The 26124-nt window shown below is 71.2% G+C and carries 17 protein-coding genes and 2 pseudogenes; 12 read left to right on the forward strand and 7 right to left on the reverse strand.

All coding sequences use genetic code 11. The features are described 5' to 3' along the window. Window positions 1-414 precede the first annotated feature (414 nt). Entirely contained in the window at window positions 415-2883 is a 2469-nt protein-coding gene (locus HEP85_RS04820; RefSeq protein WP_168526483.1) for a lamin tail domain-containing protein, read from the forward strand. Window positions 2884-2982: 99 nt separating this feature from the next. Here the strand turns inward: HEP85_RS04820 and HEP85_RS04825 are convergent, their stop codons facing one another. The 5 genes and pseudogenes from HEP85_RS04825 to HEP85_RS04845 all read right to left on the reverse strand — a co-directional run bounded on the left by HEP85_RS04825 (window position 2983) and on the right by HEP85_RS04845 (window position 8961). Beyond that, complete coding sequence (locus HEP85_RS04825) at window positions 2983-4113, reverse strand: metallophosphoesterase (RefSeq protein ID WP_248002449.1); 1131 nt, start codon at window positions 4111-4113, stop codon at window positions 2983-2985. A gap of 265 nt (window positions 4114-4378) precedes the next feature. Further along, window positions 4379-4702, reverse strand: a pseudogene (locus tag HEP85_RS04830) (heme-binding protein); the annotation flags it as partial. Between the two features lie 27 nt (window positions 4703-4729). Next, complete coding sequence (locus HEP85_RS04835; protein WP_248001835.1) at window positions 4730-5551, reverse strand: L,D-transpeptidase family protein; 822 nt, start codon at window positions 5549-5551, stop codon at window positions 4730-4732. 244 nt (window positions 5552-5795) lie between these two features. Further along, window positions 5796-7670: an FHA domain-containing protein gene (locus tag HEP85_RS04840; RefSeq protein WP_248001836.1), complete on the reverse strand. Its 1875-nt coding sequence runs from the start codon at window positions 7668-7670 to the stop codon at window positions 5796-5798. A gap of 478 nt (window positions 7671-8148) precedes the next feature. Continuing rightward, complete coding sequence (locus HEP85_RS04845; protein ID WP_168526489.1) at window positions 8149-8961, reverse strand: TetR/AcrR family transcriptional regulator; 813 nt, start codon at window positions 8959-8961, stop codon at window positions 8149-8151. 272 nt (window positions 8962-9233) lie between these two features. Between HEP85_RS04845 and HEP85_RS04850 the strand changes: the two genes are divergently transcribed. The 3 genes from HEP85_RS04850 (at window position 9234) to HEP85_RS04860 (ending at window position 13695) form a co-directional block, all read left to right on the forward strand. Beyond that, on the forward strand, window positions 9234-10946 hold the full coding sequence (locus HEP85_RS04850) for an MFS transporter (protein WP_168526491.1): 1713 nt from the start codon (window positions 9234-9236) through the stop codon (window positions 10944-10946). Between the two features lie 406 nt (window positions 10947-11352). Next, the gene (locus HEP85_RS04855) at window positions 11353-12465 is read left to right on the forward strand and encodes an aminotransferase class V-fold PLP-dependent enzyme (protein ID WP_369657598.1); all 1113 of its coding nucleotides are present in this window, start codon (window positions 11353-11355) and stop codon (window positions 12463-12465) included. A 189-nt stretch (window positions 12466-12654) separates the two neighbouring features. Then, the gene (locus HEP85_RS04860; RefSeq protein ID WP_369657599.1) at window positions 12655-13695 is read left to right on the forward strand and encodes an NAD(P)-dependent alcohol dehydrogenase; all 1041 of its coding nucleotides are present in this window, start codon (window positions 12655-12657) and stop codon (window positions 13693-13695) included. Window positions 13696-13811: 116 nt separating this feature from the next. Here the strand turns inward: HEP85_RS04860 and HEP85_RS04865 are convergent, their stop codons facing one another. Further along, window positions 13812-14483: a hypothetical protein gene (locus tag HEP85_RS04865; RefSeq protein WP_248001839.1), complete on the reverse strand. Its 672-nt coding sequence runs from the start codon at window positions 14481-14483 to the stop codon at window positions 13812-13814. A 345-nt stretch (window positions 14484-14828) separates the two neighbouring features. Between HEP85_RS04865 and HEP85_RS04870 the strand changes: the two genes are divergently transcribed. The 8 genes from HEP85_RS04870 (at window position 14829) to kdpB (HEP85_RS04905) (ending at window position 24979) form a co-directional block, all read left to right on the forward strand. Next, window positions 14829-15416 (forward strand): TetR family transcriptional regulator, encoded by a 588-nt coding sequence (locus HEP85_RS04870; RefSeq protein WP_329285426.1) that lies wholly within the window; start codon window positions 14829-14831, stop codon window positions 15414-15416. Between the two features lie 238 nt (window positions 15417-15654). Then, window positions 15655-16068, forward strand: a complete 414-nt coding sequence (locus HEP85_RS04875; RefSeq protein WP_168526495.1) for an SAV_915 family protein — start codon at window positions 15655-15657, stop codon at window positions 16066-16068. A gap of 9 nt (window positions 16069-16077) precedes the next feature. After that, window positions 16078-17493 (forward strand): diaminopimelate decarboxylase, encoded by a 1416-nt coding sequence (gene lysA / locus HEP85_RS04880; RefSeq protein WP_369657600.1) that lies wholly within the window; start codon window positions 16078-16080, stop codon window positions 17491-17493. Between the two features lie 120 nt (window positions 17494-17613). Continuing rightward, window positions 17614-17736, forward strand: coding sequence for a hypothetical protein (locus tag HEP85_RS04885; protein WP_282189833.1), 123 nt, complete (start codon window positions 17614-17616; stop codon window positions 17734-17736). A 123-nt stretch (window positions 17737-17859) separates the two neighbouring features. After that, complete coding sequence (kdpB, locus tag HEP85_RS04890) at window positions 17860-19938, forward strand: potassium-transporting ATPase subunit KdpB (protein WP_248002450.1); 2079 nt, start codon at window positions 17860-17862, stop codon at window positions 19936-19938. Between the two features lie 2 nt (window positions 19939-19940). After that, window positions 19941-20801, forward strand: coding sequence for a potassium-transporting ATPase subunit C (locus tag HEP85_RS04895; RefSeq protein ID WP_168526501.1), 861 nt, complete (start codon window positions 19941-19943; stop codon window positions 20799-20801). A 2-nt stretch (window positions 20802-20803) separates the two neighbouring features. Then, window positions 20804-22453 carry a potassium-transporting ATPase subunit KdpA gene (kdpA, locus tag HEP85_RS04900; RefSeq protein ID WP_168526503.1) on the forward strand — a complete coding sequence of 550 codons (1650 nt, stop codon included), beginning with the start codon at window positions 20804-20806 and terminating at the stop codon, window positions 22451-22453. Window positions 22454-22831: 378 nt separating this feature from the next. Beyond that, window positions 22832-24979, forward strand: a complete 2148-nt coding sequence (kdpB, locus tag HEP85_RS04905; RefSeq protein ID WP_168526507.1) for a potassium-transporting ATPase subunit KdpB — start codon at window positions 22832-22834, stop codon at window positions 24977-24979. 48 nt (window positions 24980-25027) lie between these two features. On the opposite strand, the pseudogene HEP85_RS04910 reads toward kdpB (HEP85_RS04905), so the two are convergent. Then, a pseudogene (locus HEP85_RS04910) lies at window positions 25028-25845 on the reverse strand (DUF899 domain-containing protein). Window positions 25846-26124 lie beyond the last annotated feature (279 nt).

Below are 26124 nucleotides of genomic sequence, written 5' to 3' on the forward strand. Positions count from 1 at the left end.
CTCTCCAGGACAGCAGCGCCACCCCGCGCACAACTGCGCCCCCACGCCGGTCCGTTCAATGGCGCCGCACGGCAACCGCTCCGCGACGCCGGGCCAGAGGCGGGGCAAGGCCTGCCGAGGCGAGTGCCGCCCAACACCACAGTCCGTGAGCGGCACTTGGGCTCACACCCGCCGCCATCACCCATGGCCGTGCGTCCGTGGCCGTGCGTCCCTGGGCCGGCGGCCCGCCGGAACGGCCACCGGGGTGCTACAGGGGACGGAAAGTCAGCCACTCGACCCACAGATTTAACGACACACCCCTTGATACGCCCATTTCTACGCGCGTAACCTCAGCCGATCGCAGGGTTCCAGCCTGTCTGACCGCACCTCATGCGCCGTTCGTCCGGCGGACGTTGAAGGAGTCACCCCGTGCCGATGCACAGACCCAGCGCAGTGCGCGTAGCCGGCGCCGCGTTCGTGGCCGCGACCGCCACGGCGGCCGTCGTCATGGCGCCGCTGCCCGCCGCCTTTGCCACGCCGTCGACGAGTGTCGTGATCTCGGAGGCGTACGGCGGCGGCGGCAACTCCGGCGCCACGCTCACGAACGACTTCGTCGAGCTGGCCAACCGCTCGACGGCCGCGTACCCGCTCGAGGGGTACAGCGTCCAGTACCTCCCGGCCTCGCCGTCCGCCGGCTCCCTCTGGCAGGTCACTCCCCTCACCGGCGCGCTCGCCCCCGGCGGCGGCTACCTGGTCGCCGAAGGCGCGGGCAGCGGCGGCAGCACAGCGCTGCCGACCGCCGACGCCACCGGCAACATCGCGATGGCCGCCGCCAGCGGCACGGTCGCCCTGGTCAAGTCCACCACGGCACTGACCTGCAAGACGGCCGCGGACTGTGCCGGCGACCCCGACATCGTGGACCTCCTCGGCTACGGCACCGCCGTCGTCCGCGAGGGCACCGCCGCCCCGGTGGCGAGCAACACCACCTCCGTCTCACGCACGGCCTCGCTCGCCGACACCGACGACAACTCCGCCGACTTCACCGCCGGTACACCCACCGCCACCAACAGCGCGGGGGAGACCGCGAACGGCGGCGGCGACGGTGGCGGCCCCGGCGGACCCACCGCCCCGGGCGCGTTCCGCATCCACGACATCCAGGGCACCACCCGCCTCTCGCCGCTCAAGGGCCAGAGCGTGGCGGGCGTCCCCGGCATCGTCACCGCCGTCCGCACCACGGGCAGCAAGGGCTACTGGATCCAGGACCCGGCCCCGGACACCGACCCCGCCACCAGCGAGGGCCTGTTCGTCTACACCGGCTCCGCCGCGCCCACCGTCTCCGTGGGCGACTCGGTCCTGGTCAGCGGCAAGGTCACGGAGTACTACCCGGGCACCGGCACCCAGTCGGTCACCGAGCTGGGCAGCCCGGTCTCCACCACCGTCTCCACCGGCAACGACCTCCCGGGCGCGGTCGCCCTGAACGACTCGACCGTCCCGGGCGCGTACACCCCCACCGCGAACGGCGGCAGCATCGAGGGCCTCCCCCTCCGGCCGAGCGTCTACTCCCAGGACTTCTACGAGTCCATCGAGGGCATGCGCGCCTCGGTCCACGACGCCCGGGTGACCGGCGCGACCAACTCGTTCGGCGAGATGTTCGTGACCGCCAAGCCCCACGAGCGGCCCACCAGGCGCGGCGGCACCCTCTACGGCGCCTACGACCAGCAGAACACCGGCCGCATCGAGATCGTCGCGGCCGACGGCTCCACCCCGACCCTCAACGTCGGCGACGAGCTGTCCGGCACCACCACCGGCCCGGTCGACTACGCCTCGTTCGGCGGCTATCTGCTCGCCCCCTCCGCCGCCACCACCGGCACGGCCGTCGACAACGGTCTCAAGCAGGAGGTGACGCGCAAGCAGAAGGGCAAGGAACTCGCCCTCGCCACCTACAACGTGGAGAACCTCGACCCGACGGACGGCGCCGACAAGTTCGCCCGCCTCGCCAAGGGCGTCGTCACCAACCTCTCCTCCCCCGACATCGTCACTCTGGAGGAGATCCAGGACGACAACGGCGCCACCGACGACGGCACCGTCTCCGCCGAGGCGACGCTGACCAGGTTCACCGCCGCGATCACCGCGGCGGGTGGCCCGAAGTACTCCTGGCGCTACGTCAACCCGGTCAACGACCAGGACGGCGGCGAGCCCGGCGGCAACATCCGCCAGGTGTTCCTCTTCAACCCCAAGCGGGTCTCCTTCGTGGACCGGGCGTCCGCCGGTGACGCCTCCACGACCGCCGTCTCCGTGGTGAGGGACAAGCACAAGCGCGAGGCCCACCTCTCCGCCTCACCGGGCCGCGTCGACCCCACGAGTGACGCGTGGGCCAACAGCCGCAAGCCCCTCGTCGGCGAGTTCAGGTTCCAGGGCGACACGGTGTTCGTCATCGCGAACCACTTCAACTCCAAGGGTGGCGACGATCCGATGCACGGCCGCTTCCAGGAGCCGACCCGTTCCTCGGAGACCCAGCGGGGGCTCCAGGCGGCGGAGGAGAACGCCTTCGTCGACTCCGTCCTCGCCGCCGACCCCAAGGCGCGGATCGTGGCCCTCGGTGACCTCAACGACTACGAGTTCTCCGACGCGGTCAAGACCCTCACCGACAACGGCGACGTCCTCACCGACCTCATCAACACCCTTCCGGTGAAGGAGCGTTACAGCTACGTCTTCGACGGCAACAGCCAGACTCTCGACCACATCCTGACCAGCCCCTCCATCACGCACTACGACTACGACGTCGTCCACATCAACGCGGAGTTCGCCGACCAGGCGAGCGACCACGATCCCCAGGTCGTCCGGATCGACGTGAACAACTGCGGCAGGAAGGCCTACCACCCCAAGCCGGGCAGGGGGAAGTAACCCGAGCGGTCCCCCGGGCCCTTCACCCGGCGCCGTCGCGCCGGGTGAAGGGCCCGCCCCGGACCGGCCCGCGTGCGGCCCACCGCGGGCCGCCGCGGGTCACACGGGCGACCGGAGAACGAGCAGACTGATCTCGCTCGGCGCGAAGATCCGGAACGGCGGACCCCAGTAGCCCGCACCACGGCTGGTGTAGAGCTGGGTCCGCTCACCGTGCCGGCTGAGGCCCTGCACCACGGGCTGGTCCAGCCGTACCAGATAGTGGAACGGCCAGATCTGCCCGCCGTGGGTGTGACCCGAGACCTGGAGGTCGACCCCGGCCGCCACTGCCTGGGCCACCTGCTTGGGCTGGTGGGCGACCAGGAGCACCGGCAGATCGGGAGTGACCTCCGCGAGGGCGAGGGGGAGGTCGGCGCGGTGCCCGGCCAGGCCGGAGGAGGCGGCCGTACGGTCGTCCACACCCGCGAGGACGAGCCGGTCGCCGCCGCGTTCGACGACGACATGACGGTTGTGCAGCGAGTCCCAGCCGAGCCGGGCCATCTCGTCGAGCCAGCCCTGGGCCTCCCCGAGGTACTCGTGGTTGCCCGTCACATAGACCCTGGCCAGGCGCGAGCGGACCCTCCCCAGGGGTGCGGCCTGCTCCCGGCGCTTGGCGATCGTGCCGTCGGCGATGTCGCCCGCGTGGCAGACGATGTCGGGTTCGAGGGCGTTGACCGCGTCCACGACCCGCGCCGACCAGCGGGCCCGGTCGATGGGCCCGTAGTGGGTGTCGGCCAGCACGACCACACGGGTCCCGTCCAGTCCGGCGCCCAGCCGCGGGAGGGTGACGTCGACCTGCCGGACCCGGGGCAGCCGCATGGCCTCGGTGTAGCCCCAGGCCAGCAACAGCGCCGCGATGACCGCGACGGCGACCGCGACGCCTCTGGCGGCGGTCTGCCCGCCTGCCCCGGCCGCGACCAGGCCGAGCCGCAGCACACCTCCGAGGGCCGACCACGCGAAGAGCACCCAGATCACACCGAGGATCGTGTCGCCCGTACGAGCCGCCGCGTCCGACTGCCGTCGGCCGTGGCCCAGGGCCATCATCACCGGGAACGCGACCAGCGCGGCCCCGAACAGGACGCCGCCGCCCAGCGCGACCGGGAACGGCCACCCCGTGCCCGAGGCCAGCAGCACCCACCACGGCAGGAAGAACAAGAACACCAGCACGGCGAGGACGACGAGTCCGCCCAACAGCCGGCGCCACCTCGCGGCCCGTCCCCTCCCGGCGGATTCCCTCCCGGCGGGTTCCACGGGCGGTGCCGAGGTGCCGAGGACATCACCCTCCTGTCCTGCCGCGGCCTCCGCCGACTGATCGTCCAGCACGGTCCCTACCCCACATCCGCTGACGCCAAGGTGAACCGTTCCATCCTCGCACCGCGGCCGCCGGGGCCGGAGCGGGCCAAGGGCGCGGCTCCCCGCTGCCCGACCGCGCCTCGTCACACCCTGCTGTTCCGTCCGGTCAGCGGCTCAGCGCCGCCACGCCCGCGGCGGCGAACCTCTCGTCCAGGTCACCGGTGGGAGCACCCGCGAGGCCGATCCCGGCGACCGGGGCGCCCTTGACGGCAACGGGCGCGTCCCCCGCGAGGAACAGCGTGCCCGGGATGTCCTTCGGGTTCGGCGTCCGGGCCGGTCGACCGGCGAGCTCGGAGGTGGGCGCGTTCCAGGAGACGGCCGTGTACGCCTTGCGCTGCGCGGACTCGTACGACTGCGGGCCCGCGCCGTCGCCGCGGAGGGTGACGACGGTGTTGCCGTCACGTTCGACGACCGCCACGGTGACCTTCTGGCCCGCCCGGCCGGGGCACGCACGTGCTCAGCGCCGCAAGTACTCCCGGTCGCCCATCACCACGACGGGATGACGCAGGGGGTCGAGGGTGCGCAGCAGGGTTCTCATCGCGGACTCGGGGACGGTGACGCAGCCCGACGTGCCGTCACCGTGGTCCAGGTGCAGCCAGATGCCGCCGCCCTTCTCCTCGCCCAGGGGCCGGTTCCAGTCGTACGGCGGGGTGCCCCTGAGCCGGTTGTAGTCGATGGCGATGACGTAGTCGAAGTCGTGACGGTGGGACGCGTCCGCGTCCTCCGGGGGTGCGAAGGCGTGGGTGTCCTGCCGGTAGCGCAGCAGGCTCCCCGGGTCGTCGAGCGTCCCGCCCGCGTCGGAGAGGGTGAAGACGCCGACCGGGGTGTGTTCGTCGTCCATGTGGTGGTCGGTCGTCCAGCCCAGCCTGCCGTTGTGCGCGCGCCAGCCGGCGGTCCGTTCCCAGGTCGTGCCGCGCCACTCGTAGAGCACGACGAGGGCGTCGGGCGAGTCCTCGTGATCGCCGTAGACGGCCACCACCTGGCCGGTGGCGGCCGGGACCTGGTCCCACATCATGTCTCCGATGCCGGGGACCCGGGAGACGGACGCCGGGCGCGGGGCGGGTGCCGGGCGGGGCCGGGCGGACGCCGCCGGGCCGTCGGTTCCCGGCGCCCCGGCCGGGTTCGTCTCCGCGCTCAGGGCACCGCATGCCGTCACCGCGCTCAGGAGGGCACCGCAGGCGACGGTCGCGGCCATGGCCTGCCGTGCACCGCCGAGATGCCGCGCTCCGCCACGGCGCGCGGTCCGGTGGGAGTGCCGGGTCCCAGAGGATCTCCACATGATCAGGATTCTGTGGCGGTGCGGACGACAGCCGCATCCGGACCCGGGCATCCGGCCTATCAGGGCTTCGCCGGCTGCCGTGCCGTCCTGCCCTCCGGATGCGGATCAGGCGCGAACCCCCCGCTGAGGGCGTCCGGTCCGAGGCCGCCCAGGAGACTCCGGGAGGCAGGACGAGGCCGGGGCGCGGCCCGCCGGTCGCCCGGAAGGCCACGCGTACCGGCGGTCCTGACGGCCCCGCGGATCCTCAGAGCTGGGCGACCGGTTCCAGCGCCTCGACGGCGGCGGCGGCCGCCGCGGAGTCCTGGCCGTAGAAGATGTCGATGTCGACCTCCTCGCCGCCCATCGTGAGCGTGTCCCAGGCCCCGCTGAGCACCAGCATGCGCAGCGTGCTGCTCTCCAAGGTCCCCAGCCGCTCCAGGATCGCCTCGTCGTCCGGCAGACCGGACATACGGGCCGCCAGCCGGGAGCGGATCCCGCGCATCCGCTCCAGCAGCGTCGCGGTGTCCGCCTCGCGGTCCGGCTCGTCGGCGATCCCGTCGATGCCGTGCGCGATGATGTCCTTGATCGCCCAGGTGGCTCCCTGGTCGTCGGTGGTCACCATCGCCTTCCAGGCGCGGCTCTTGTGGCGGTACTGGAGCATCGACATGGCGGCCTCGTGGCGCAGGAAGTCCGCGTCCCGGAAGGGCTTCCCGTTCCAGGCCCCGTTGAGAGAGCGTGCGAGGGAGATCGCGGACGCCAGGCCGCTGTTGAGCCCCCGACCCGGCCAGAAGTGGATGGCGTTGGCGGCGTCGCCCAGCAGGAAGCCGTACGTGCCGGTGGAGTTGGCCGTGGGCGGCAGCAACTCGGCGGTGAATCGCGGCCGTTGCACCATGTCCAGACGGAAGGAGGTGACCGCGCTCAGGTCGTCCGCCTCGACGCCGAACAGGCGCAGTCCCTCGTGCACCCGCTTCCACAGCGCCGAGCCCCTGATCAGGGCCGGCAGGAACAGGGTGCTGTGCGTGGAGCACTGGAAGTCGCCGTGCTCGTCGCGTCCCATCAGGCACGGGCGGGAGGCGATGCACTCCTCGAAGACACGGCGCACGGGGTCGATGCCGACCACTTCGGCGGTCTCCGCGTCCGTCAGGCGCATGTTGAGGAAGCCCTCGCCGCGCAGGGAGTTGAGCAGGAACCGGTTCTGCGCGACGGTGAGCAGCACCGCCATGGGGTCGGTCAGGCCCGACTTCACGCGCAGGCCGAGGACCACGTCCTGCAGATGACGGCCGTCCAGCGAGTAGATGGACTCGTCCGCCTTGCCGAACTTGGCGGCGAAGTGCTCACGGGTGCGCGACCGCCCGCCGTCGCAGATCGCGAGGACGTGCTGTGTGGCCAGGGCGTCCTGCTGGTCCTCGATGCTGAACCGGGCGGGAACGAGCTGGATCCGGCCCTTCTTCTCGTTCGCCACCTCCAGCAGGCGGTCCTCGATGTACGCGATGCGCATGTTGCGCGGGTGGTGATCGCCGACCGAGTCGGGTCCCGAGGGCCACATCTCGGTGTAGTTGTCCGCGTCGAAGAGCCGGTCGCGCACCTCTTGGGGAAGGCCGAGGTACTGGCGGCTCTGCACGGTCACCACCTGCTGGCGCCGTATGTTGCCCTGGCTCGCGTCCTTCCAGACGATCTTGCGACCCTGCTTGCGCCACCGGCCGTCGTACACGGTGATCTGCGCCTGGGCGCCGAGGAAGTGTTCCAGCAGCAGGGCGAGCGACAGGCCGACGGGGCCGCCGCCCGCGACGGTGACCCGCAGCACCGGCCCGTGCGCGAGCTCCTCGCCGCCGTGCGTCAGGGACCTCGGCAGCGAGAGCGCCATGATCGTCTCCATGGCGTCCGCGACCTCGAACCGGAACTCCTGGTCGCCGATGGTGATGTCGTCCCCGGCTTTGAGCAGTTGGGACTCGATCTCCTCGCCGTTCACCAGCGTTCCGTTGCTGCTGCCGCAGTCCCGCAGCACGTAGCCCTGAGTCTCGTCGAGGACGATTTCCGCGTGGAAGCGCGAGACGCTCAGGCTGGAGATGACGACGGTGTTATCGGGGTTGCGTCCGAAGGTGACCCGGGTGCCGATGACCGGTATCCGTTCTCCGGCCAACAAGCCTTCGTGTCCAACAAGCACCGGCGCCACGGCACTTCCTTCCAGGGTTGACGACATGCTGCTGCCGCGGTGCCACCGGGACGCACCTCTGCGCGGGTGTGACCGGACAGCGGGTGACGGGTAGGACGGAGCGACATTCGCTCGACGTATTTGAACGGTAAATGATTCACTTTTGACGACAGCATAGCCTCGCCTGACCGGTACCGATGACCCATCATGCCCTCTTCCGGAGCCGCACGGGAGTCCCCCCGACGTCGCCGGCGCGGACCGCGCCGGCGACGTCACGGCCCCTCCGGGCCCGACCTGTCACCCGCTGACCCCAGGTCACTGGAGTGCCGGTCCGCGAGGACGGCCGAAGGCCAACTCCCCCTCGTACGCTCCGGGGAGACGGCCGGACTCCACGACGCCCGTCGGCGCTCACCACCGGCCGCCCGCCTCGAGCTCCTCGCCACAGGGTTGCCGGATGTGCGGTGGGTCAGCCGGCGTCCGAGGTCCGGGAGGCGTCCGCGCCCGCACGGGGCGCCGGGTCCGGCAGGTAGCTCGCCAGGCCACGCAGGATGATCTCCAGACCGATGTCGAAGCGCTCGTCGGAGGAGTCCGTCACCATCACCCCGGCCAGGGCCCGCAGATGGGGGAAGTCCGCCGCGGGCAGGGAGGCGAAGTAGTCCTGCATCTCGCCGGCCATCTCACGCCAGTCGGGGCGGGCCGGCGACGAGCTCGCTCCGCTCTGCTGAGCGGCCCGGTCCCGCCACATGCCCTCCTCCAGGGTGAACCCGTCGATATAGGTGGAGATGAGGTCACCGGCCTCCGCCGCGATGCGGTCGGGCAGTCCGGCGGTGCGGAAGACGGCGAGCAACGCCTCTACGTGCGGCAGCAGTTCGGCGGTGAAGGGCACGTGGGCCATGGAGATCCTGGCCATGTCCCGGTGGGACAGCAGGCGCCGCCGTCCGGAGCGGGCGTAGTCCCGCACCTCCTCCTGCCACCGCTCCGGGTCGACCGCGGGCGGCTCGAAACCGTCGAAGAGGCGGGTGTACATGAGCTCCAGGAGGTCGTCCTTGGAACTGACGTGGGCGTAGAGCGCGGAGACCGTGACACCCAGTTCGGCCGCCACCTGGCGCATCGACAGACGGTCGAGTCCCTGGCGGTCCAGCACGGTGAAGGCGGCCTCCACGATGCGTTCGCGCGACAGCGGTGTGCGTGCGGGGGCGACGCGGGAACGGGCGGGGCGCTCGCGCTCCCAGGGAGACGGCGGAGGGGGTGCGGGGGTGCCGGGGGCCGCGTCGGTCATGACGTCAGTCTAGGCATAGGAGAGCGGCGTTCTCCTGCGGTGAGCGGCGTTCACCTCGGTCAGACGCGATATATCTTGTCCTCGACGCGAAGTTGCGCTATATCTTAATGAACGCCGTTCTCTCGGTGAGCGCTGTTCTGTTAAGGTGAACGCCGTTCTCCGCGTCCGGTCGTCCGTCTCTCCGGGCTCCACCGGCGAGTCGGGCAGCCCCATCCATCCGCGCCACCGCGCCCGCGAGTCACCGTGGCGCGACCTTTTCGTGAGGAGTTCCGATGTCCACCACCGGTGTCGCGTCCACCGAGACGCCCATCGACTCGCCAGAGCCCTACCGGTGGCGCTGGGCCGCCCTCTTCGTGATCCTCGCGGCCGAGGTGATGGACCTCCTCGACGCCGTCGTCACGAACATCGCCGGCCCCTCCATGCGGGCCGACCTCGGCGGCGGCGCCTCCACCCTGCAGTGGCTCGCCGCCGCGTACACCCTCTCGATGGCTGTCGGGCTCGTCACCGGAGGGCGGCTCGGGGACATCCACGGGCGCCGCCGGATGTTCCTGGTGGGGGCGGCCGGCTTCACCCTGGGCTCCCTGCTCTGCGCGGTGTCGGTGTCGCCCGAGATGCTGATAGCCGCACGTGTCGTGCAGGGGCTGTTCGGCGCGGTGATGCTGCCGCAGGGCCTCGGCATGATCAAGGAGATGTTCCCGCCGAAGGAGTCGCAGAAGGCCTTCGGCCTCTTCGGCCCGGTCATGGGGCTGTCCGCGGTGTGCGGGCCGATCCTGGCGGGCTGGCTCGTGGACGCCGACTACTTCGGCACCGGCTGGCGGATGATCTTCCTGATCAATCTGCCGCTGGGTGGCGCGGCCGTCCTCGGCGCCATGCGCTACCTGCCGAGGGGCCTGTCCGGCAGCAAGCCGCGCCTCGACGTCCCCGGCATGCTCCTGGTCTCGCTGGCCGCGCTGCTCATCATCTTCCCGCTGGTCCAGGGCCGCGAGTACGACTGGCCCGTCTGGGCGTTCGTGATGATGGCCGGCTCGGTGGTCGTCTTCGTCGCCTTCGGCACGTACGAGTCGCGCCGCAGCAAGGCCGGCCAGGACCCGTTGGTCGTGCCCAGTCTCTTCCGCAAGCGCGGGTTCAGCGGCGGCATGGTCCTCGGACTGGTCTTCTTCTCGACCATGCAGGGGTTCATGCTGGTCTTCAACCTCTACACGCAGATCGGCCTCGGCTACTCGCCGCTCAAGGCGGGACTGGTGATGGTGCCCTGGTCGGGCGGCATGATCGTCGGCTTCGGGCTCGCCCAGGGTGTCGCCCGGTTCGGGCGGACCGTCCTTCAGGCGGGCGCGCTGGTCATGGCGCTCGGTGTGTTCGGCGTGTGGCTGACCCTCGACCAGGTGGGATCAGGCGTCGGCCCCTGGCAGCTTCTGCCTTCGCTGCTCGTCACCGGCATCGGGATGGGCCTGCTCATGGCGCCGTTCTTCGACATCGTGCTCGCCAGCGTCGAGCAGCACGAGACGGGTTCGGCGTCCGGCACCATGACCGCGGTGCAGCAGCTCGGCGGCGCCTTCGGCGTGGCCATCCTCGGCACCGTCTTCTTCGGCCTGCTGGGCGGCGGGATCGCCACCGCCGTCGACCATCGTTCGGACGGGCTGCGAGGTCAGTTGGCCGCCGCGCACGTCGCTCCCGCGGCTCAGGAGCGCGTCGTGGCGGACCTGCGCACGTGCGCCTCGGACCGCGCCGTCGCAAAGGACCCCGCCGCGACCCCGGCGTCCTGCGCACGCCTGGAGAAGGACACCCGTTCCGCCCTGACCTCGCCCCAGGCCGGCGCCCGGATACCCGTCGTACTGCAGGAGACCGCGTCGTCGGCCTTCCGGAGCGGTTTCGGCTCCGTCATGAAGACGGTGCTCTGGATCGTCGACGGCATGCTCGCCCTGACCTTCCTGCTCGCGTTCCTCCTGCCGCGTCACGCGCGCCCCGAGGAATCCGCCGGGCACTGACCCCCGGCCGCACAGCCATCGGCGGACAGGACGGGCGGGCACCCCTGAGGAGGTGCCCGCCCGTCACGTCTCGGCCCGCGGCGCGGAGCGGTCCCCCTGTCGCGCCGCAGGCGGATCGGATGAGGGCCGCCGCGCTGCTCAGGACACCGGTCCGCTCGAACCCGGCCGCGAGCCCGAGCGCAGACGCGGTGGCGCGCGTCGCGGACGGCGACCGGCACCCCGGGCGGGTCCGCGCGGCACGAAACACGTACCGTTCGGGCAGGTAGGGACGGATGCGCTCGCGACGGTGAACGGCGGGACACCGGCCCGTCCGACAGACGGCGCCGCCACCCGGCGCGCCACACGGCACTCCCCACCGGGCGCACCCGTACCGCCCGTACCGCAGCCTCCTGGAAGGACGAGCCCCGTGCTCACGTCGTACGCACCCCATTTCGACACGCCCGCCGGGTACCTCGACTTCGCACGGTTCGGTCCGCCGTCGCGGGACGCCGTGGCCGCCACGGCGCGAGCCATGGAGGAATCCGCCCGCGCCGACCACACCACCGTGGACGGTCTCATGCGGGCGGAGGGGACCGCGCGGGACACGGCCGCCCGCCTCGCCGGCACCGACAGCGGCCACACGGTGCTGCTGCCGAACGCGTCCACCGGCATGTTCCACGCCGCTCTCGGCATCCCGGAGGGCGTGGTCCTCGCGCCGCGCACCGACTTCCCCGCCAACCACTATCCGTGGCGCCGCACCGCGGACCTGGGCCGGGCCACGCCGCGCTGGCTCACGCCGGCGCCCGGTGGCGGGGTCACCCCCGACCTCGTCCGTGCCGCGCTGACCGACGACGTCGTCGCCGTGTCCGTCAGCGCCGTGGACTTCCGCACCGGCTTCCGTGCCGACCTGGCGGCGCTGCGCGAGGCGATCGGACCGGACCGGCTGCTGATCGTGGACGCCATCCAGGCGTTCGGCGTGGCCGGGATGCCCTGGGACGCGGCCGACGTGGTGGTCGCGGGCGGTCAGAAATGGCTGCGCGCGGGATGGGCCACCGGCTTCGCCGCACTGTCGGATCGCGCGCTGGAATCCCTGGAGCCGGTCCTCACCGGCTGGACGGGCGTCGAGGACGTCGGCCTCTTCGACGGGACGGAGCACCCGCCCGCCCCGGACGCGCAACGGTGGTCGATCACCAATCTCAGCCCGGTGACGGCCGCCGCGCTCGCGGCCGCGCTGGACCTCGTCGAGCGGTACACCGTCGCGGCGATCGAGGCCGCGATCGCCGCGCGGATCGACGAACTCACCGAGGTCGTCAAGGAGCGTGGCGGCCGCGTCCTCTCCCCCACCGACCCGGCGCGGCGCGCGGGCATCCTCTCCTTCACGATGCCGGACCGCGACCCCTCCGTCGTCGCGAAGTCGTTGCACGCCGAGGGTGTCACTCCGACGGTGCGCTCCGACTCGCTCCGACTCTCCCCGCACGCGTCGACGCCGCCGGAGGCGTCCGAACGAGTGGCCGCCGCGCTGTCGTCGCTGCGCGACTGACGGAACCCGGGTCGGCCGCGGCAGCCCCGGCCCGGTCTTCGGGGGGGTGCGGTGGGTCCCGGCACCGACGAGAAAACAAACCAGTTCGTTTGACGTTGCCACAGTGGCGGGTGGCGGGGTAGCTTCCCACATAGAAACAAACCAGTTTGTTTTTGTCAGACTGTGTCTTCGAACGCTGAAGGAACCCTCATGAGGAACGTCAGCGGCTGGGCCGCGCACCACCGAGGCGGCCCGCTGGAGCCTTGGCACTTCACTCGCCGGGACCTGCTCGCCGACGATGTCGCCGTACGCGTCGAGTACTGCGGAGTCTGCGCCAGCGACATCTCCGCCGTCCGCCACGGCGACGTGTTCCCCCTCGTGCCGGGCCACGAGATGACCGGCGAGATCACCGCTGTCGGCATCGCGGTGACCCGGTTCGAAATCGGCGACAAGGTGGCCGTGGGCAACATCATCGACTCCTGCGGTACCTGCCCGCCCTGCCTCGCGGGCCGTGAGAACTGGTGCCGGCGCTTCCCGACCCTGACCTACGGGAACACCGACCCGAAGGACGGTCTGGTGACCCGCGGCGGCTACTCCTCGGAGTACGTCCTGCCCGCGAAGTTCACCTACCACCTGCCCGAGGGCCTGGACCCGGCCGGTGCCGCACCCCTCATGTGCGCCGGGATCACCACCTACTCGCCCATGAAGCGCTGGGGCGTCGGCCCGGGCAAGTCGGTCGGCATCGTCGGCATGGGAGGACTCGGCCACATCGCCCTCAAACTCGCCCACGCACTCGGCGCCGAGGTCGTGCAGTTCACCCGGAGCGAGGACAAGGCGGACGAGGCACGGGCACTGGGCGCCGACGACGTGGTCCTGTCCACCGACGAGAAGCAGATGGCCGCCCAGACCGGCCGTTTCGACTTCATCCTCGACACCGTCGGCGCGCCGCACTCCGTCGAGCCGTACATGAGCGCGCTCGGCATGGACGGAACGCTCTGCGTGGTCGGCATCCCCGAGGGCGCCATCGAGGTGAACCCGCTCAGCCTGATCCACGGCGCGAAGACCCTTGCCGGCGCCGGCAGCGGCGGCACCGTCGAGACCCGGGAGATGCTCGACTTCTGCGCCGAACACGGCATCACCGCCGAGATCGAACTCATGCGCCCCGACCAGATCAACGAGGCACTGGGCCGCCTGGCCCGCAACGATGTCCGCTACCGCTTCGTCCTCGACATGGCCGCCCAGCGGCAGTGAGCCCCCGTCACGGTCTCAGCGGGCGTCGATGGTGGGCCGGAGGGGCTGTGACCGTCCGGCATTGATCAGACGTCGGGCACGTTCCGGCCAAAGCCCCACCGCGCCCTGGCCGATGCTCACTTCGCGACCGGCGCGCCCACCGGTACGGCGCTCCTGAAATCGCTGAGCGTGAGCGTGTTGTGAATGTCGGGATCGGAAGCGAAGTGGATGTCCTGTCGCACGCGTACGACTCGGCCCTCCTTGTCGATCCACACGGCGGCGTCGATCGTGGTGGCGGGGCGCAGATTGCGCCCGATGGTCCTGTCGACCGCTTCGAGGTCTTTCGGGGTGAGGCGGGCCGACACACGGACGGGTTCGCTCCCCCGGTGCACGGCGCCGCTGTGACCGAGTATGAGGTGCACGTACCGCGGAAGCCGGTCCGTGGGAATGCCGCCCTCGGCCGTCGACGCGGGGAACTCCTGCCACTCGCCGTCGGAGCCGCTCGCACGCCGGTACACCTTCTGCCGGGTGATCACGACGTCTTCGGTGTACTGCTCGGTCTTGTCCGTCGTACGCCCCGTCAAGGGCGCGTTGAGGTTGATCCTTCCGGTCATGAGCTGCAGTCGTCTGGTTCCGGATTGCGTGACGGCTCTGATCGCGGCCGAGTAGGGAGCGTCGTCGGCCGCGGCCAGCCGGTCGAGAACCACCTGCCGGCCGGTTTTCGCTCGCGCGGGTGAGCCTGCGGCACATGCCGAGAGCAGCAGTCCCGAGAGCGCCAGGATCAGGGGTGCCGTCCGGTGGTGAATCAAGGATGGATCCTCGCAGAGCCGGCCCGGCGGGAGAGCCATGCCCCAGGCCGCGGGGTGGATGGTGGGCCCATCCTTCCCTGCCGCGGGGAGCGGTCGGCGTACGGGGGAGGTGGTGTGATCCGGCGTGCGCCGGACGGTTACGGAATCGACCCCTCCGTCCGTACAACCCTCGACTGACACCGACACCGGCACCGGCACCGAGGTTGCCGATGCCCTGCCAAGCCCCTATGCCGCGCACCCCACGATGGCGTGGCTGGAGAAACAGGCCATGCACGGGCGTCATCGGACACGCCCGACGGCTGTCCCACCAGGCGGCAAACGAACTGGTTTGTTTAGGATGAAGTCATGAGGACGGGACAGATCACCAGCGCGGGCGAGGCGTCGCGTCGCCGTCTGCTCGACGCGGCGACGGTCGAGTTCGCCACCTACGGCATCGCGGGCGCACGCATCGACCGGATCTCCGCCGACGCCAACGTCAACAAGGCGCAGATCTACAAGTACTACCGCAGCAAGGACGAACTCTTCGACGCTGTGTTCGCCGAACACCTGGACATGATCGTCGAGACCGTTCCCGTCACCGGAGACGACCTGCCCGGATACGCCGTCCGGCTCTACGACTCCTACCTCGTCCGTCCCGAACTCGTCCGCCTGGCCACCTGGGCCCGCCTGGAGCGCACTCCCACGGGGGACCTCTACCACTTCATGCCCGGGCACGACGCCGAGAAGCTCCGGTCGATCGCCGACGCCCAGGCGAAAGGCCTCGTCAGCCCCGGCATCCCGGCGGCCGAGGTGCTCGCCCTCGTCACCGCCATGTCGATGACGTGGTCGCCCGCGAGCCCGATGCACACCGCCCACAAGGGCGAGCCGGAGGCCGCTCACGAGGCACGCCGCGAGGCGCTCGCACGCGCCGTTCAGCGCGCCTTCGCGCCCTGAGAGGCTCCGGCCGGCAGGCACGGATTCGCGCGGGACGCGGGGGCGCTCGGTGGCCACGACTCCGTCGCACACCGACCGGGCGTCCTCCGGCCGTCAGTGACGCGTCATGGGTAGGCCGCTTCCCGTCAAGCATGCGTCAGCGACGGACCCCGGCCCGGGCCGGCGAGGCATAGCTTCATCGAAGCGTCCGGCCGATCCGGCCGGACGACGCACGTCGCCTTCTTCGAGGAGCAGCACCATGTCTCCAGTCGAGCATGCCGAGGACCCCGAACCCTCCGAACGCTTCCCGGCCGGACTTCTCTTCGTTCCTGTCCGGCCGGGGTCCGCGGGTTGTACGACCCGGTTCTTCCGCACCCCCCTGGGCGGCCGTACGGCCGTCGGTTTCACCTCGGCGGCGAAGCTCACCGCCACGCTGGGCGCCGGCCAGGCCCGTATCAGGCTCTCCGAACCCGCGCTGCGCGCGCTCGCCGCGCCCCTGGGCGTCACGGCCCTCGTCGTCGACCCGTCGTTCTCCGCCCCCGCGGCCGACCGCACCGCGGCCCCGGTCCGCGAGCGCGGGCACTCCTGGCGCCGCCGGCATCCCGAACACGTCGCCCTGCGGGTGACCGGCGCGGCCGCCGTCGTCGCGTGCCTGAACCTGCTGATCGGCTGAGGAGACACCATGTCCATCCAGGACGCCCCCCTTCAGGACTTGGCCTTTCAGGCACCGTCCCGCGCCCTCGGTACCGCCGGCACCGCCGGCACCGCCGACGACTGTGACGCCAGGGACGCCAGAGACGCCGACGGCCTGTCCGTGTGGCCCCGCTCCGCCCGCTCCGCCGCCGACGGCGACGTCCGTGTCGGCGGCGTTTCCCTCACCGAGACCGCCGACCGCTACGGCACCCCCGTCTACGTACTCGACGAGCGGGAGGTCCGCGAACGCTGTCGCACGTACCGCACGGCGTTCCCCGAGGCCGACGTCGTCTACGCGGCCAAGGCGTTCCTGTCCCGGGCCATGGTGCGCTGGGTGCGGGAGGAGGGCCTCGGCCTCGACGTCTGCTCCGCCGGGGAACTCGAACTCGCCGTGGCCACCGGCTTCCCGCCGGAGAAGATCGTGATGCACGGCAACGCCAAGAGCCCCGAGGACCTGCGCGCGGCGCTCGGTCTCGGCGTCGGCCGCATCGTCGTGGACAGTGACTCCGAGATCACCCGACTGGCCGCGGTCGTTCCCGCCGACGGCCGTCAGAAGGTCATGGTGCGGGTGGTGCCCGGCATCGCGGCGGGCGGGCACGCCAAGGTGCGCACCGGGACCGACGACCAGAAGTTCGGTCTGTCGATCACGGACGGATCCGCGGAGCACGCCGTCGCCCGGATACTCGACCAGCCGCACCTCGAACTCGTCGGCCTGCACTGCCACATCGGCTCGCAGATCGCCTCCGTGCAGCCGTACGTCACCGCGGTACGCCGCGTGGTCGATCTGATGGCCCGGATCCGCGACCAGCACGGCGTCGCTCTCCCCCAGTTGGACATCGGCGGCGGTCACGCCATCGCCTACCGGCCCGGCGAGGAGAGCCTGAACGCCGGAGTCCTGGCCGGTCGGGTCCGCGCCGAACTCGAGGACGGCTGCGCTCGCGCCGGGCTGCCCGTGCCCAGGCTCACCCTCGAACCCGGCCGGGCGATCGTCGGCCCCGCGGGAGTCGCCGTCTACCGGGTCCTCGCGGTCAAGCGCACCGGGGAACACACCTTCGTGGCCGTCGACGGCGGTATGAGCGACAACCCGAGGCCCGCGCTGTACGGGGTGCGGTACGCGCCCCGGCTCGTCGGCCGGCCCTCGGCGGTGCCGCCCCGTCTCGTCACCGTCGTCGGCCGGCACTGCGAGGCGGGGGACGTCCTCGCGGAGGACGTGGCGCTCCCGGGCGACGTGCACCCCGGTGACCTCCTCGCCGTCCCCGCGGCCGGCGCGTACCACCTCTCCATGGCCTCCGGCTACAACCTGGTCGGCCGGCCGCCGGTGGTGGCGGTGTCCGACGGTACCGCCCGCGTCCTGGTGCGCCGCGAGTCACTGGACGACATGAGCCGCCGGGACATCGGGCTGTAGTCCCGGTCCGCTCCGGTCCCGCGGCGCCGGCCGCTCCGGTCCCGCGCCGCGGCGCCGGCCCGCCGAGGGCACACGGGCGCGACCACGGGTGCCGCGACAGGCACCCGTGCCCGAAAGGCCATGACGATCCCCCCCATCTCCTCTACCCCGCCGCACCACTCCCTCACCCATGAGAACGAGGCCTCGATGTCCGTCGAGAACGCCGTCGGCCTGATCGTGCCGTCACCCTGCTCGTCTATCTGATCATCGCCCTGATCAAGCCGGAGAAGTTCTGATGTCCGCCCCCGCCCAGACCCTGCCCGCACAGGTGCCGGACTCCCCTCCGCCCGGAGCCGAGAGGCCGCCGCGCCGGGTCGGCGCTTAAGCATGCTCGATCCGACGCAGCTGTGGCGCGCGCTCCCGCAGGCGTTCACCAAACTGAATCCGGTGACCCTGTTCCGTAACCCGGTCATGTTCGTGACCGAGGTCGGTGCCGCGTTGACCACGGGCATCGCGATGGTCCACCCGAGTGTCTTCGCCTGGCTGATCACCGGCTGGTTGTGGCTGACGGTGGTCTTCGCCAACCTCGCCGAGGCCGTGGCCGAGAGCCGCGGCAAGGCGCAGGCCGACTCGCTGCGCAGGACCCGGCAGCAGACCACCGCGTGGCGGCTCTCGGGCTGGGAGCCCGGGGCCGCCAAGGACGCCTACCTCGAAGAAGCCGTCGCCGCCTCGGAGTTGAGGCGGGGCGACATCGTCTCCGTACCGGCCGGGGAGTTCATCCCCGGAGACGGCGATGTCATCGAGGGCGCGGCGAGCGTCGACGAGTCGGCGATCACCGGTGAGTCGGCGCCGGTCATCCGTGAGTCGGGCGGCGACCGCAGCGCGGTCACCGGCGGCACCCGGGTGCTCTCCGACCACCTCGTCGTACGCGTCACCCAGGAGCCCGGGGACAGCTTCCTGGACCGGATGATCTCCCTGGTCGAGGGGGCCAACCGGCAGAAGACCCCCAACGAGTTGGCCCTCAACCTGCTGCTGGTCATGCTGACCTTCGTCTTCCTGGTCGCGGTCGTGACCCTCCAGCCGATGGCGATCTTCTCCAAGGACGCGATGGCCGCCGCGCACGACACCGCGGCGCTGAACGCGAACGGTGTCACAGCCATCGTCCTCGTCTCGCTGCTCGTCTGTCTGATCCCGACCACGATCGGCGCGCTGCTCTCGGCGATCGGTATCGCGGGTATGGACCGGCTGGTGCAGCGGAACGTACTGGCCATGTCCGGAAGGGCCGTCGAGGCCGCCGGTGACGTCAACACCCTGCTGCTCGACAAGACGGGCACGATCACCTTCGGCAACCGGCGGGCGAGCGCGTTCCTCCCGGTCGGGGACGTCTCCATGGAGCTGCTGGCGCGGGCCGCGCTGCTATCCAGCGTGGCGGACGAGACGCCCGAGGGCCGTTCCATCGTCGAGTTCGCCCATGAGAAGCACGAGTTGACCCAGCAGGTCGCGAACGGCGCGGAGTGGGTGCCGTTCACCGCCGCCACCCGCATGTCCGGAGTCGACCTCCCCGGCGGGCAGCGGTTGCGCAAGGGCGCCGCGGCGTCGGTCTCGGCCTGGGTGCGCGAACAGGGCGGTGAGGTTCCGCTCGCGCTGGAGGCGGTCGTGGGACAGGTCTCCGCGTCGGGCGGTACGCCGCTGGCCGTGGCGCGGTCCACGAGCGACGGCCGGGCCGAAGTGCTCGGCGTCGTCCACCTCAAGGACGTCGTCAAGCCGGGTCTGCGGGAACGCTTCGACGAGCTGCGCCGGATGGGCATCCGTACGGTGATGATCACTGGCGACAACCCGGTGACCGCGAAGGCGATCGCCGAGGAGGCGGGCGTCGACGACTTCCTGGCCGAGGCCACGCCCGAGGACAAACTGGAGCTGATCAAGCGGGAGCAGGCCGGCGGTCACCTCATCGCGATGACGGGTGACGGCACGAACGACGCCCCGGCGCTCGCGCAGGCCGACGTCGGCGTGGCGATGAACACGGGTACGTCGGCCGCCAAGGAGGCCGGCAACATGGTCGACCTCGACTCGGACCCCACGAAGATCATCGAGATCGTCGAGATCGGCAAGCAACTCCTGATCACCCGGGGCGCGTTGACGACGTTCTCGATCGCCAACGACATCGCCAAGTACTTCGCGATCCTGCCCGCGATGTTCGCCGCCGTGTATCCGGGGCTCGACCGGCTCAACATCATGGCCCTGCACTCGCCGCTGTCCGCGATCCTCTCCGCGGTCGTCTTCAACGCGGTGGTCATCGTGGCGCTGATCCCGCTCGCCCTGCGCGGTGTGCGCTACCGGCCGTCGTCCGCGTCCGCCCTGCTCACCCGCAACCTGTGGATCTACGGGCTCGGCGGCGTCGTCGCGCCCTTCCTGGCCATCAAGTTCATCGACCTCGCCCTCGTCCAGTTCATCCCGGGGATCTGACCATGACACGCATCCCGCACTGGCTCGCCCAGCACCTCGCGGCGCTCCGGGTGGTGCTCGTACTGACCCTCCTGACCGGGCTCGCCTATCCGCTGGCCATGACGGCCTTCGCCCAGGTCCCCGGTCTGGAGAGCAGGTCCGAGGTCACCGCCGCCGACGGCAGGGACGCCGGATCCTCCCTGATCGGCCAGTCCTTCACGGACGCCAAGGGCAAGCCGCTGAAGCGGTACTTCCAGTCCCGGCCGTCCAACGCCGGTACGGGGTACGACGCCACCGCGTCCGGAGCCGGGAACCAGGGCCCCGAGTCCGTCGTCGACACCGCGGACAGGCCGAGCCTGCTCACCCTGGTGTGCGGGCGCAGCAAGGCGGTCGGCGAGCTCGAAGGCGTCGACGGCTCCCGCCCGTTCTGCACACCGGACGGTGTGGGTGCGGTACTCGGCGTCTTCCGCGACGGCGGTACGAGCGGACGGGTCACCAGGGTCGTCAGCCTCGACCAGGCCTGCCCGGCCAGACCGTTCCTCCGCTCCTACGAGGGAGTTGAGGTCACCTGCGCCGAGTCCGGCGCGGACTACAGCCGTGCCGTGACCGTCCCCGTACGCGGCGACGCGCCGGCCGACCCGGTCGTCCCCGCCGACGCGGTGACCGCGAGCGGCAGCGGGCTCGACCCGCACATCAGCCCGGCGTACGCGAAGCTCCAGGCGCCCCGCGTCGCCCGCGAGCGCGGCGCGAGCGTGGCCGACGTACGCCGATTGATCGCCACGTACACCAGCGGTCGCACCCTCGGCGTGCTCGGCGAGCCGGGCGTCGATGTCCTCGAGCTGAACGTCGCGCTCGACCGTACCTACCCCCAGCAGGGAGCCTGATCATGGCGGCCTGGATCCAGGCATCGCTCGTCCTCGCCGTGGTGGTGGGGCTGCACGTGCCGCTCGGCGACTACATGGCCCGAGCGCTCGACGGCGGCCGGCACTGGCGCGCGGAGAGAGCCCTCTACCGCGCGTGCGGAATCGACCCGGACAGGGAACAGACCTGGCGGCACTACCTCACCGCCCTGCTCGCCTTCTCGGTCATGAGCATCGCGGCGCTCTTCGCCCTCTTCACCCTCCAGGGCAGGCTGCCCTGGTCGACGGGCCACGAAGGCATGCCGTGGCGGCTCGCGCTGCACACCGCCGTCTCCTTCACGACCAACACCAGCTGGCAGAACTACGCCGGCGAGTCCACCACCGGGCACCTCGCCGTCATGGCGGGTCTGGGCGTCCAGGCGTTCGCGTCGGCGGCGGTCGGTATCTGCGTGGCGCTCGCCCTGGTACGGGGGCTCGTCCGGCGATCCACGGACGGCCTCGGCAACTTCTGGGTCGACCTGCTGCGCACGATCTTCCGCGTCCTGCTCCCGATGGCGGTCGTCGGCGGCCTGATCCTGATGGCGGGCGGGGTCGTCCAGGGTCTCGGCGCCGGCCACACCGTCACCACGATCGCGGGCGCCCAGCAGACCATCCTCGACGGACCGGTCGGCTCCTGGGAGCCGATCAAGCTCTTCACCGGTGACGGCGGCGGCGTCTTCAACGCCAACAGCGCCCACCCCTTCGAGAATCCGAGTGCCTGGACCAACGTCTTCGAGATCGTGCTGATGCTGCTCATCCCGACGGCCTGCGTCCGCATGTTCGGCCGGATGATCGGCAGCCTGAAGCAGAGCTGGACCCTGCTGACGGTCGTCGGCATTCTCTTCGGCCTGCTCCTCGCAGCCGGCACGCTGGCCCAGTCCGCGCACACCGGCACGGTCACCCAGGCGGTCGGCGGACCGTACGAGGGCACCGAGACCCGCTTCGGCGTCCCCGGCTCGACACTGTTCGGCGTGGGGGCCACCGGCTCGGCGGACGGCGCGGCCAACTCCTCGTACGACAGCTTCTCCAGCCTCGGCGGCGGGGTGCTGCTGTCCGCGATGATGCTCGGCGAGATCGCGCCCGGCGGCACGGGCAGCGGACTGTACGGCCTGATCATGGTGGTGCTGGTGGCCGTCTTCATCGGCGGTCTGATGGTCGGCCGCACGCCCGAATACCTGCGCAAGCGGATCGGGTTCGGGGAGATGCGCTGGGTCGTGGTGTACGCGCTGATCCCGCCCACCGTCATCCTGGCCTGCACGGGAGTCGCGCTCGCCTTCGACGACGGGCGGACCTCGATGGGCAACCCGGGGGCGCACGGTCTCACCGAGCTGATCTACGCCTACACGAGCAACACCAACAGCAACGGCAGCGCGATGGCGGGCTTCAACGGCGCCACCGACTTCCACAACCTCCTGATGGTGGTCGCGATGCTGGCGGGACGGTATCTCCCGATGGTGGCCGTACTGGCCCTGGCCGGGCGGCTCGCAGGGCAGCGGCCGGGTGTGGTCACCGTCGGCACGCTGCGCGCCCAGGGTGTCAACTTCGTCGTCCTGGCCACGGCCGCGGCCGTCATCCTGGCGCTGCTCAACTTCCTGCCCGCACTGTCCCTCGGCACCATCGCCGACGGACTCCTGTAACCCCGTACCGGCTGAGCTCCCGGCCCGTCACAGGCTCGGCCGGTGCGGCACCCCACCGTGCTCGGCGGCGAGTTCGACCAGTTCGTCGACAGCACCCTCGCCGCCCTCCGCCCCGCCCGGTCCCTCAGGGCGGCGGCGCTGATGCCGCGCGGCGCGTCCTGTGCCGCGAAGGCGTCGCAGGTGCCGTCGGCGGCGAGCCCTGCCGGCACGAGCAGCGGGGCGAGGGGACGTCATCCCGCCGCCGACGTCCGCGCACAGCTCCGCGGTGCCGGGCCCCGGCACCGCGGGGCCCGGCAACCACCCCACCCGTATCAGTTCGACCGGCCGTCGGCGTGCGCAGCGCAGCGGGCCGGTTCCCAGCGAGACGCGAAGGTCCCGATGATTCCCGCCGCTCCCCCGCAAGTCCCGCCGTCCCGCGTGCAGCGCGTCCCGGGATCGGAGGGAGGGACGAAGCGCCGGGCGCCGAGCGGACTGTTCGAACCCGCCCAGCTCGTGCGGTCCCTCCCCGAGGCGCTGCGCAAGCTGCACCCGCGGGCCCTGGTGAAGAACCCGGTGCTGTTCGTCGTCTCCGTGGGGGCCGTCCTCACGACCCTGTCCGCGGTGCTCCACCCCGCCGTCTTCACCTGGGTCATCAGCGGCTGGCTGTGGCTGACGGTGATCTTCGCGAACCTCGCGGAGGCCGTCGCCGAGGGCCGGGGCAGGGCACAGGCCGAGTCGCTCCGCAGGGCCCGTACGGACACGGTCGCGTTGCGCCTGCGGCACTGGAACTACGGCACCGACCCGCGCCACGCCGACACCGAGGCCGTGGCCGCCACCGGCCTGAAACCCCTCGACGTCGTCCTGGTGGAAGCCGGCGAACTCATCCCCGCCGACGGCGACGTCATCGACGGCGTCGCGGCCGTCGACGAATCCGCCGTCACGGGGGAATCCGCGCCCGTCATCCGCGAGTCGGGCGGCGACCGCAGTGGTGTCACGGGCGGTACGACGGTCCTGTCGGACCGGATCGTCGTCCGTGTCAGTGCCCGCCCGGGGCACTCCTTCCTGGACCGGATGATCGCGCTCGTCGAAGGCGCCTCCCGGCAGAAGACCCCGAACGAGATCGCGCTGAACATCCTGCTCGCCGCGCTCACGATCATCTTCGTCCTGGTTGTCGTCACCCTCCAGCCGATGGCCGGGTACGCCGACGCCGCCCAGTCCACCACCGTTCTTGTCGCGCTTCTCGTCACCCTCATCCCGACGACGATCGGCGCGCTGCTGTCCGCGATCGGTATCGCCGGCATGGACCGGCTCGTCCAGCGCAACGTGCTCGCCATGTCCGGCCGCGCGGTCGAGGCGGCGGGCGACGTGGGCACTCTCCTCCTGGACAAGACCGGCACCATCACCCTCGGCAACCGCCAGGCCGCCGCGTTCGTCCCGCTGCCCGGCATCGACGAAGGGCTGCTCGCGGCCGCCGCCCAGCTGTCGTCCCTGGCCGACGAGACACCGGAGGGCCGCTCCGTCGTCGTCCTGGCGAAGGAGCGGTACGGACTGCGGGCGCCCGCGGAGGGGGAGTTGAACCATGCCCGGTGGGTGAAGTTCAGCGCGCAGACCCGGATGAGCGGCGTCGACCTGCGCCGGGACGACGGCGCGGTGTGCGCGATCCGCAAGGGCGCCGCCCAGCAGGTGATCGAGTGGGTGGAGATGTACGGCGCGCACGTCCCGTCCGAGGCGAGGCGGTTCGCGGATTCCGTGGCCGGTTCGGGCGGCACCCCTCTGCTCGTGGCGGTGCACGACCAGGAAGGCCCACGGGTGTTGGGCCTGATCCATCTCAAGGACGTGGTCAAGGACGGCATCCGCGAGCGCTTCGCCGAGCTGCGCCGCATGGGCATCCGCACAGTGATGATCACTGGCGACAACCCGCTCACCGCCCGTGCCATCGCCGAAGAGGCGGGCGTGGACGACTACTTGGCCGAGGCGACCCCCGAGGACAAGCTCGCGCTGATCGAACGGGAGCAGGAGGGCGGCAAGCTCGTCGCGATGACCGGGGACGGCACGAACGACGCGCCCGCGCTGGCCCAGGCCGATGTCGGCGTGGCCATGAACACCGGCACCTCGGCCGCCAAGGAAGCCGGGAACATGGTCGACCTGGACTCCGACCCCACCAAGCTCATCGAGATCGTCGAGATCGGCAAGCAGCTGCTCATCACCCGGGGCGCGCTGACGACCTTCTCCATCACCAACGACGTGGCGAAGTACTTCGCGATCATCCCGGCGATGTTCGCGGGGGCCTACCCGGGCCTGGAGTCGCTCAACATCATGGGCCTGCACAGCCCGACGTCGGCGATCACCTCGGCGATCATCTTCAACGCGCTGATCATCGTCGCCCTGATCCCGCTCGCGCTGCGGGGTGTGCGCTACACGCCGTCGTCGGCGCACGACCTGCTGCGGCGCAACCTCTTGCTGTACGGCGTCGGCGGACTCGTCCTGCCCTTCATCGGCATCAAGCTGATCGACCTGCTGATCTCCACAGTGCCCGGGTTGGGATGACGGGCTCCGCATGGCGTGCGGAGCCCGTCGAACAGAGGTCGGCGCAGGTCAGTGGTGGTGGCCGTGCTTAAGCCGAGGGTCTCCACGGGGGTCGCGCCGGGGCGGGTCCACTGGGGTACGGGGCGGCTGGTCGGGCCCCAGGTGGCGGCGCCGTCGGCGTCCGAGCGCCAGTACCAGCAGGCCTGCCTACCCTGGGACGGGTGTCCCTCGCGGACGTCGCCGATCACGGGCCGGCCCTCAGGGTTGTCCTCCCACGCCTCGCCGCGGCCGTAGGACGTCATGTCGAGCAGTCCGAGGGACCCGTTGACCGGCTCGTTGCCACGGCCCGTAGTGGAGTAGGTGAGGAACACGCGGTCGCCGTCGCGCAGGAAGCAGGCGAGGTGCCCCATTTCTCCGCCGACCGGCGCGTCCACGTCGCGCACCGAGTACCAGGGCTGGGTGTAGCCCATGAACGCGACGTAGGAGGCCACCTCGTTCCAGCGGCCCGTGGTCAGGATGGCCAACGAGACACCGCGGGCGTTGAGGTAGACGGCGTCCTTCAGGTGCCAGGCCGTGGTGGTGCAGCCCTCGCACTGCCCCTGGTGCGGCGCGCCGTCGTACCACATGTGCTGGTAGACCACGAGCTCGTCGCGGCCCTGGAACAGGTCCAGGAAAGGGACCGGGCCGTCGGGTCCGACGACCTCGACCGTCCCGTCGAGCTCGACCATCGGCAGCCGGCGGCGGGCCGCGGCGAGGGCGTCACCCTCGCGGGTGTGGGCCTTCTCGCGGACCAGCAGCTCATCGCGCGCCGCCTGCCAGGTGGCCAGGTCGACGACGGGCGGCTTGCCGGTGAGGTCGGTGCTCGCGTGGCCGGGCGTGATCGTCATGGTGTCCTCCGTGGTGTCTCGTGCCGGTGAGCGTCGTACGACGCCCCACGACGCTCACCGGGACAGACTCGCCCCCCGGCCGGAACTCATCGCGACAGAACACTTCCGGATCGTGCGTCGGGTGTCGACAGGCCACGCACGCCTGACGGAATGACCCTCTTTGGGCACCTAACAGACATATATGAGACACATCACTCGGCACTACCGCCACAGTCATGTTGCAGTTATTGTCAAAGCATCCACGGAGGAGTCGCGGCCTGGCTACGGGCAGTGAAGAAA

Source organism: Streptomyces sp. RPA4-2, assembly GCF_012273515.2.
Classification (GTDB): Bacteria; Actinomycetota; Actinomycetes; order Streptomycetales; family Streptomycetaceae; genus Streptomyces; species Streptomyces kaempferi.

Coding starts and splice junctions, on each gene's coding strand:
- HEP85_RS04835 (WP_248001835.1), bottom strand. CDS start 5,551: ATGTGGAGATCCTCTGGGACCCGGCACTCCCACCGGACCGCGCGCCGT.
- HEP85_RS04860 (WP_369657599.1), top strand. CDS start 12,655: ATGAGGAACGTCAGCGGCTGGGCCGCGCACCACCGAGGCGGCCCGCTG.
- HEP85_RS04895 (WP_168526501.1), top strand. CDS start 19,941: ATGACACGCATCCCGCACTGGCTCGCCCAGCACCTCGCGGCGCTCCGG.
- HEP85_RS04845 (WP_168526489.1), bottom strand. CDS start 8,961: ATGACCGACGCGGCCCCCGGCACCCCCGCACCCCCTCCGCCGTCTCCC.
- kdpA (WP_168526503.1), top strand. CDS start 20,804: ATGGCGGCCTGGATCCAGGCATCGCTCGTCCTCGCCGTGGTGGTGGGG.
- HEP85_RS04850 (WP_168526491.1), top strand. CDS start 9,234: ATGTCCACCACCGGTGTCGCGTCCACCGAGACGCCCATCGACTCGCCA.
- lysA (WP_369657600.1), top strand. CDS start 16,078: ATGTCCATCCAGGACGCCCCCCTTCAGGACTTGGCCTTTCAGGCACCG.
- HEP85_RS04870 (WP_329285426.1), top strand. CDS start 14,829: ATGAGGACGGGACAGATCACCAGCGCGGGCGAGGCGTCGCGTCGCCGT.
- HEP85_RS04875 (WP_168526495.1), top strand. CDS start 15,655: ATGTCTCCAGTCGAGCATGCCGAGGACCCCGAACCCTCCGAACGCTTC.
- kdpB (WP_248002450.1), top strand. CDS start 17,860: ATGCTCGATCCGACGCAGCTGTGGCGCGCGCTCCCGCAGGCGTTCACC.
- HEP85_RS04885 (WP_282189833.1), top strand. CDS start 17,614: ATGACGATCCCCCCCATCTCCTCTACCCCGCCGCACCACTCCCTCACC.
- HEP85_RS04820 (WP_168526483.1), top strand. CDS start 415: ATGCACAGACCCAGCGCAGTGCGCGTAGCCGGCGCCGCGTTCGTGGCC.
- kdpB (WP_168526507.1), top strand. CDS start 22,832: ATGATTCCCGCCGCTCCCCCGCAAGTCCCGCCGTCCCGCGTGCAGCGC.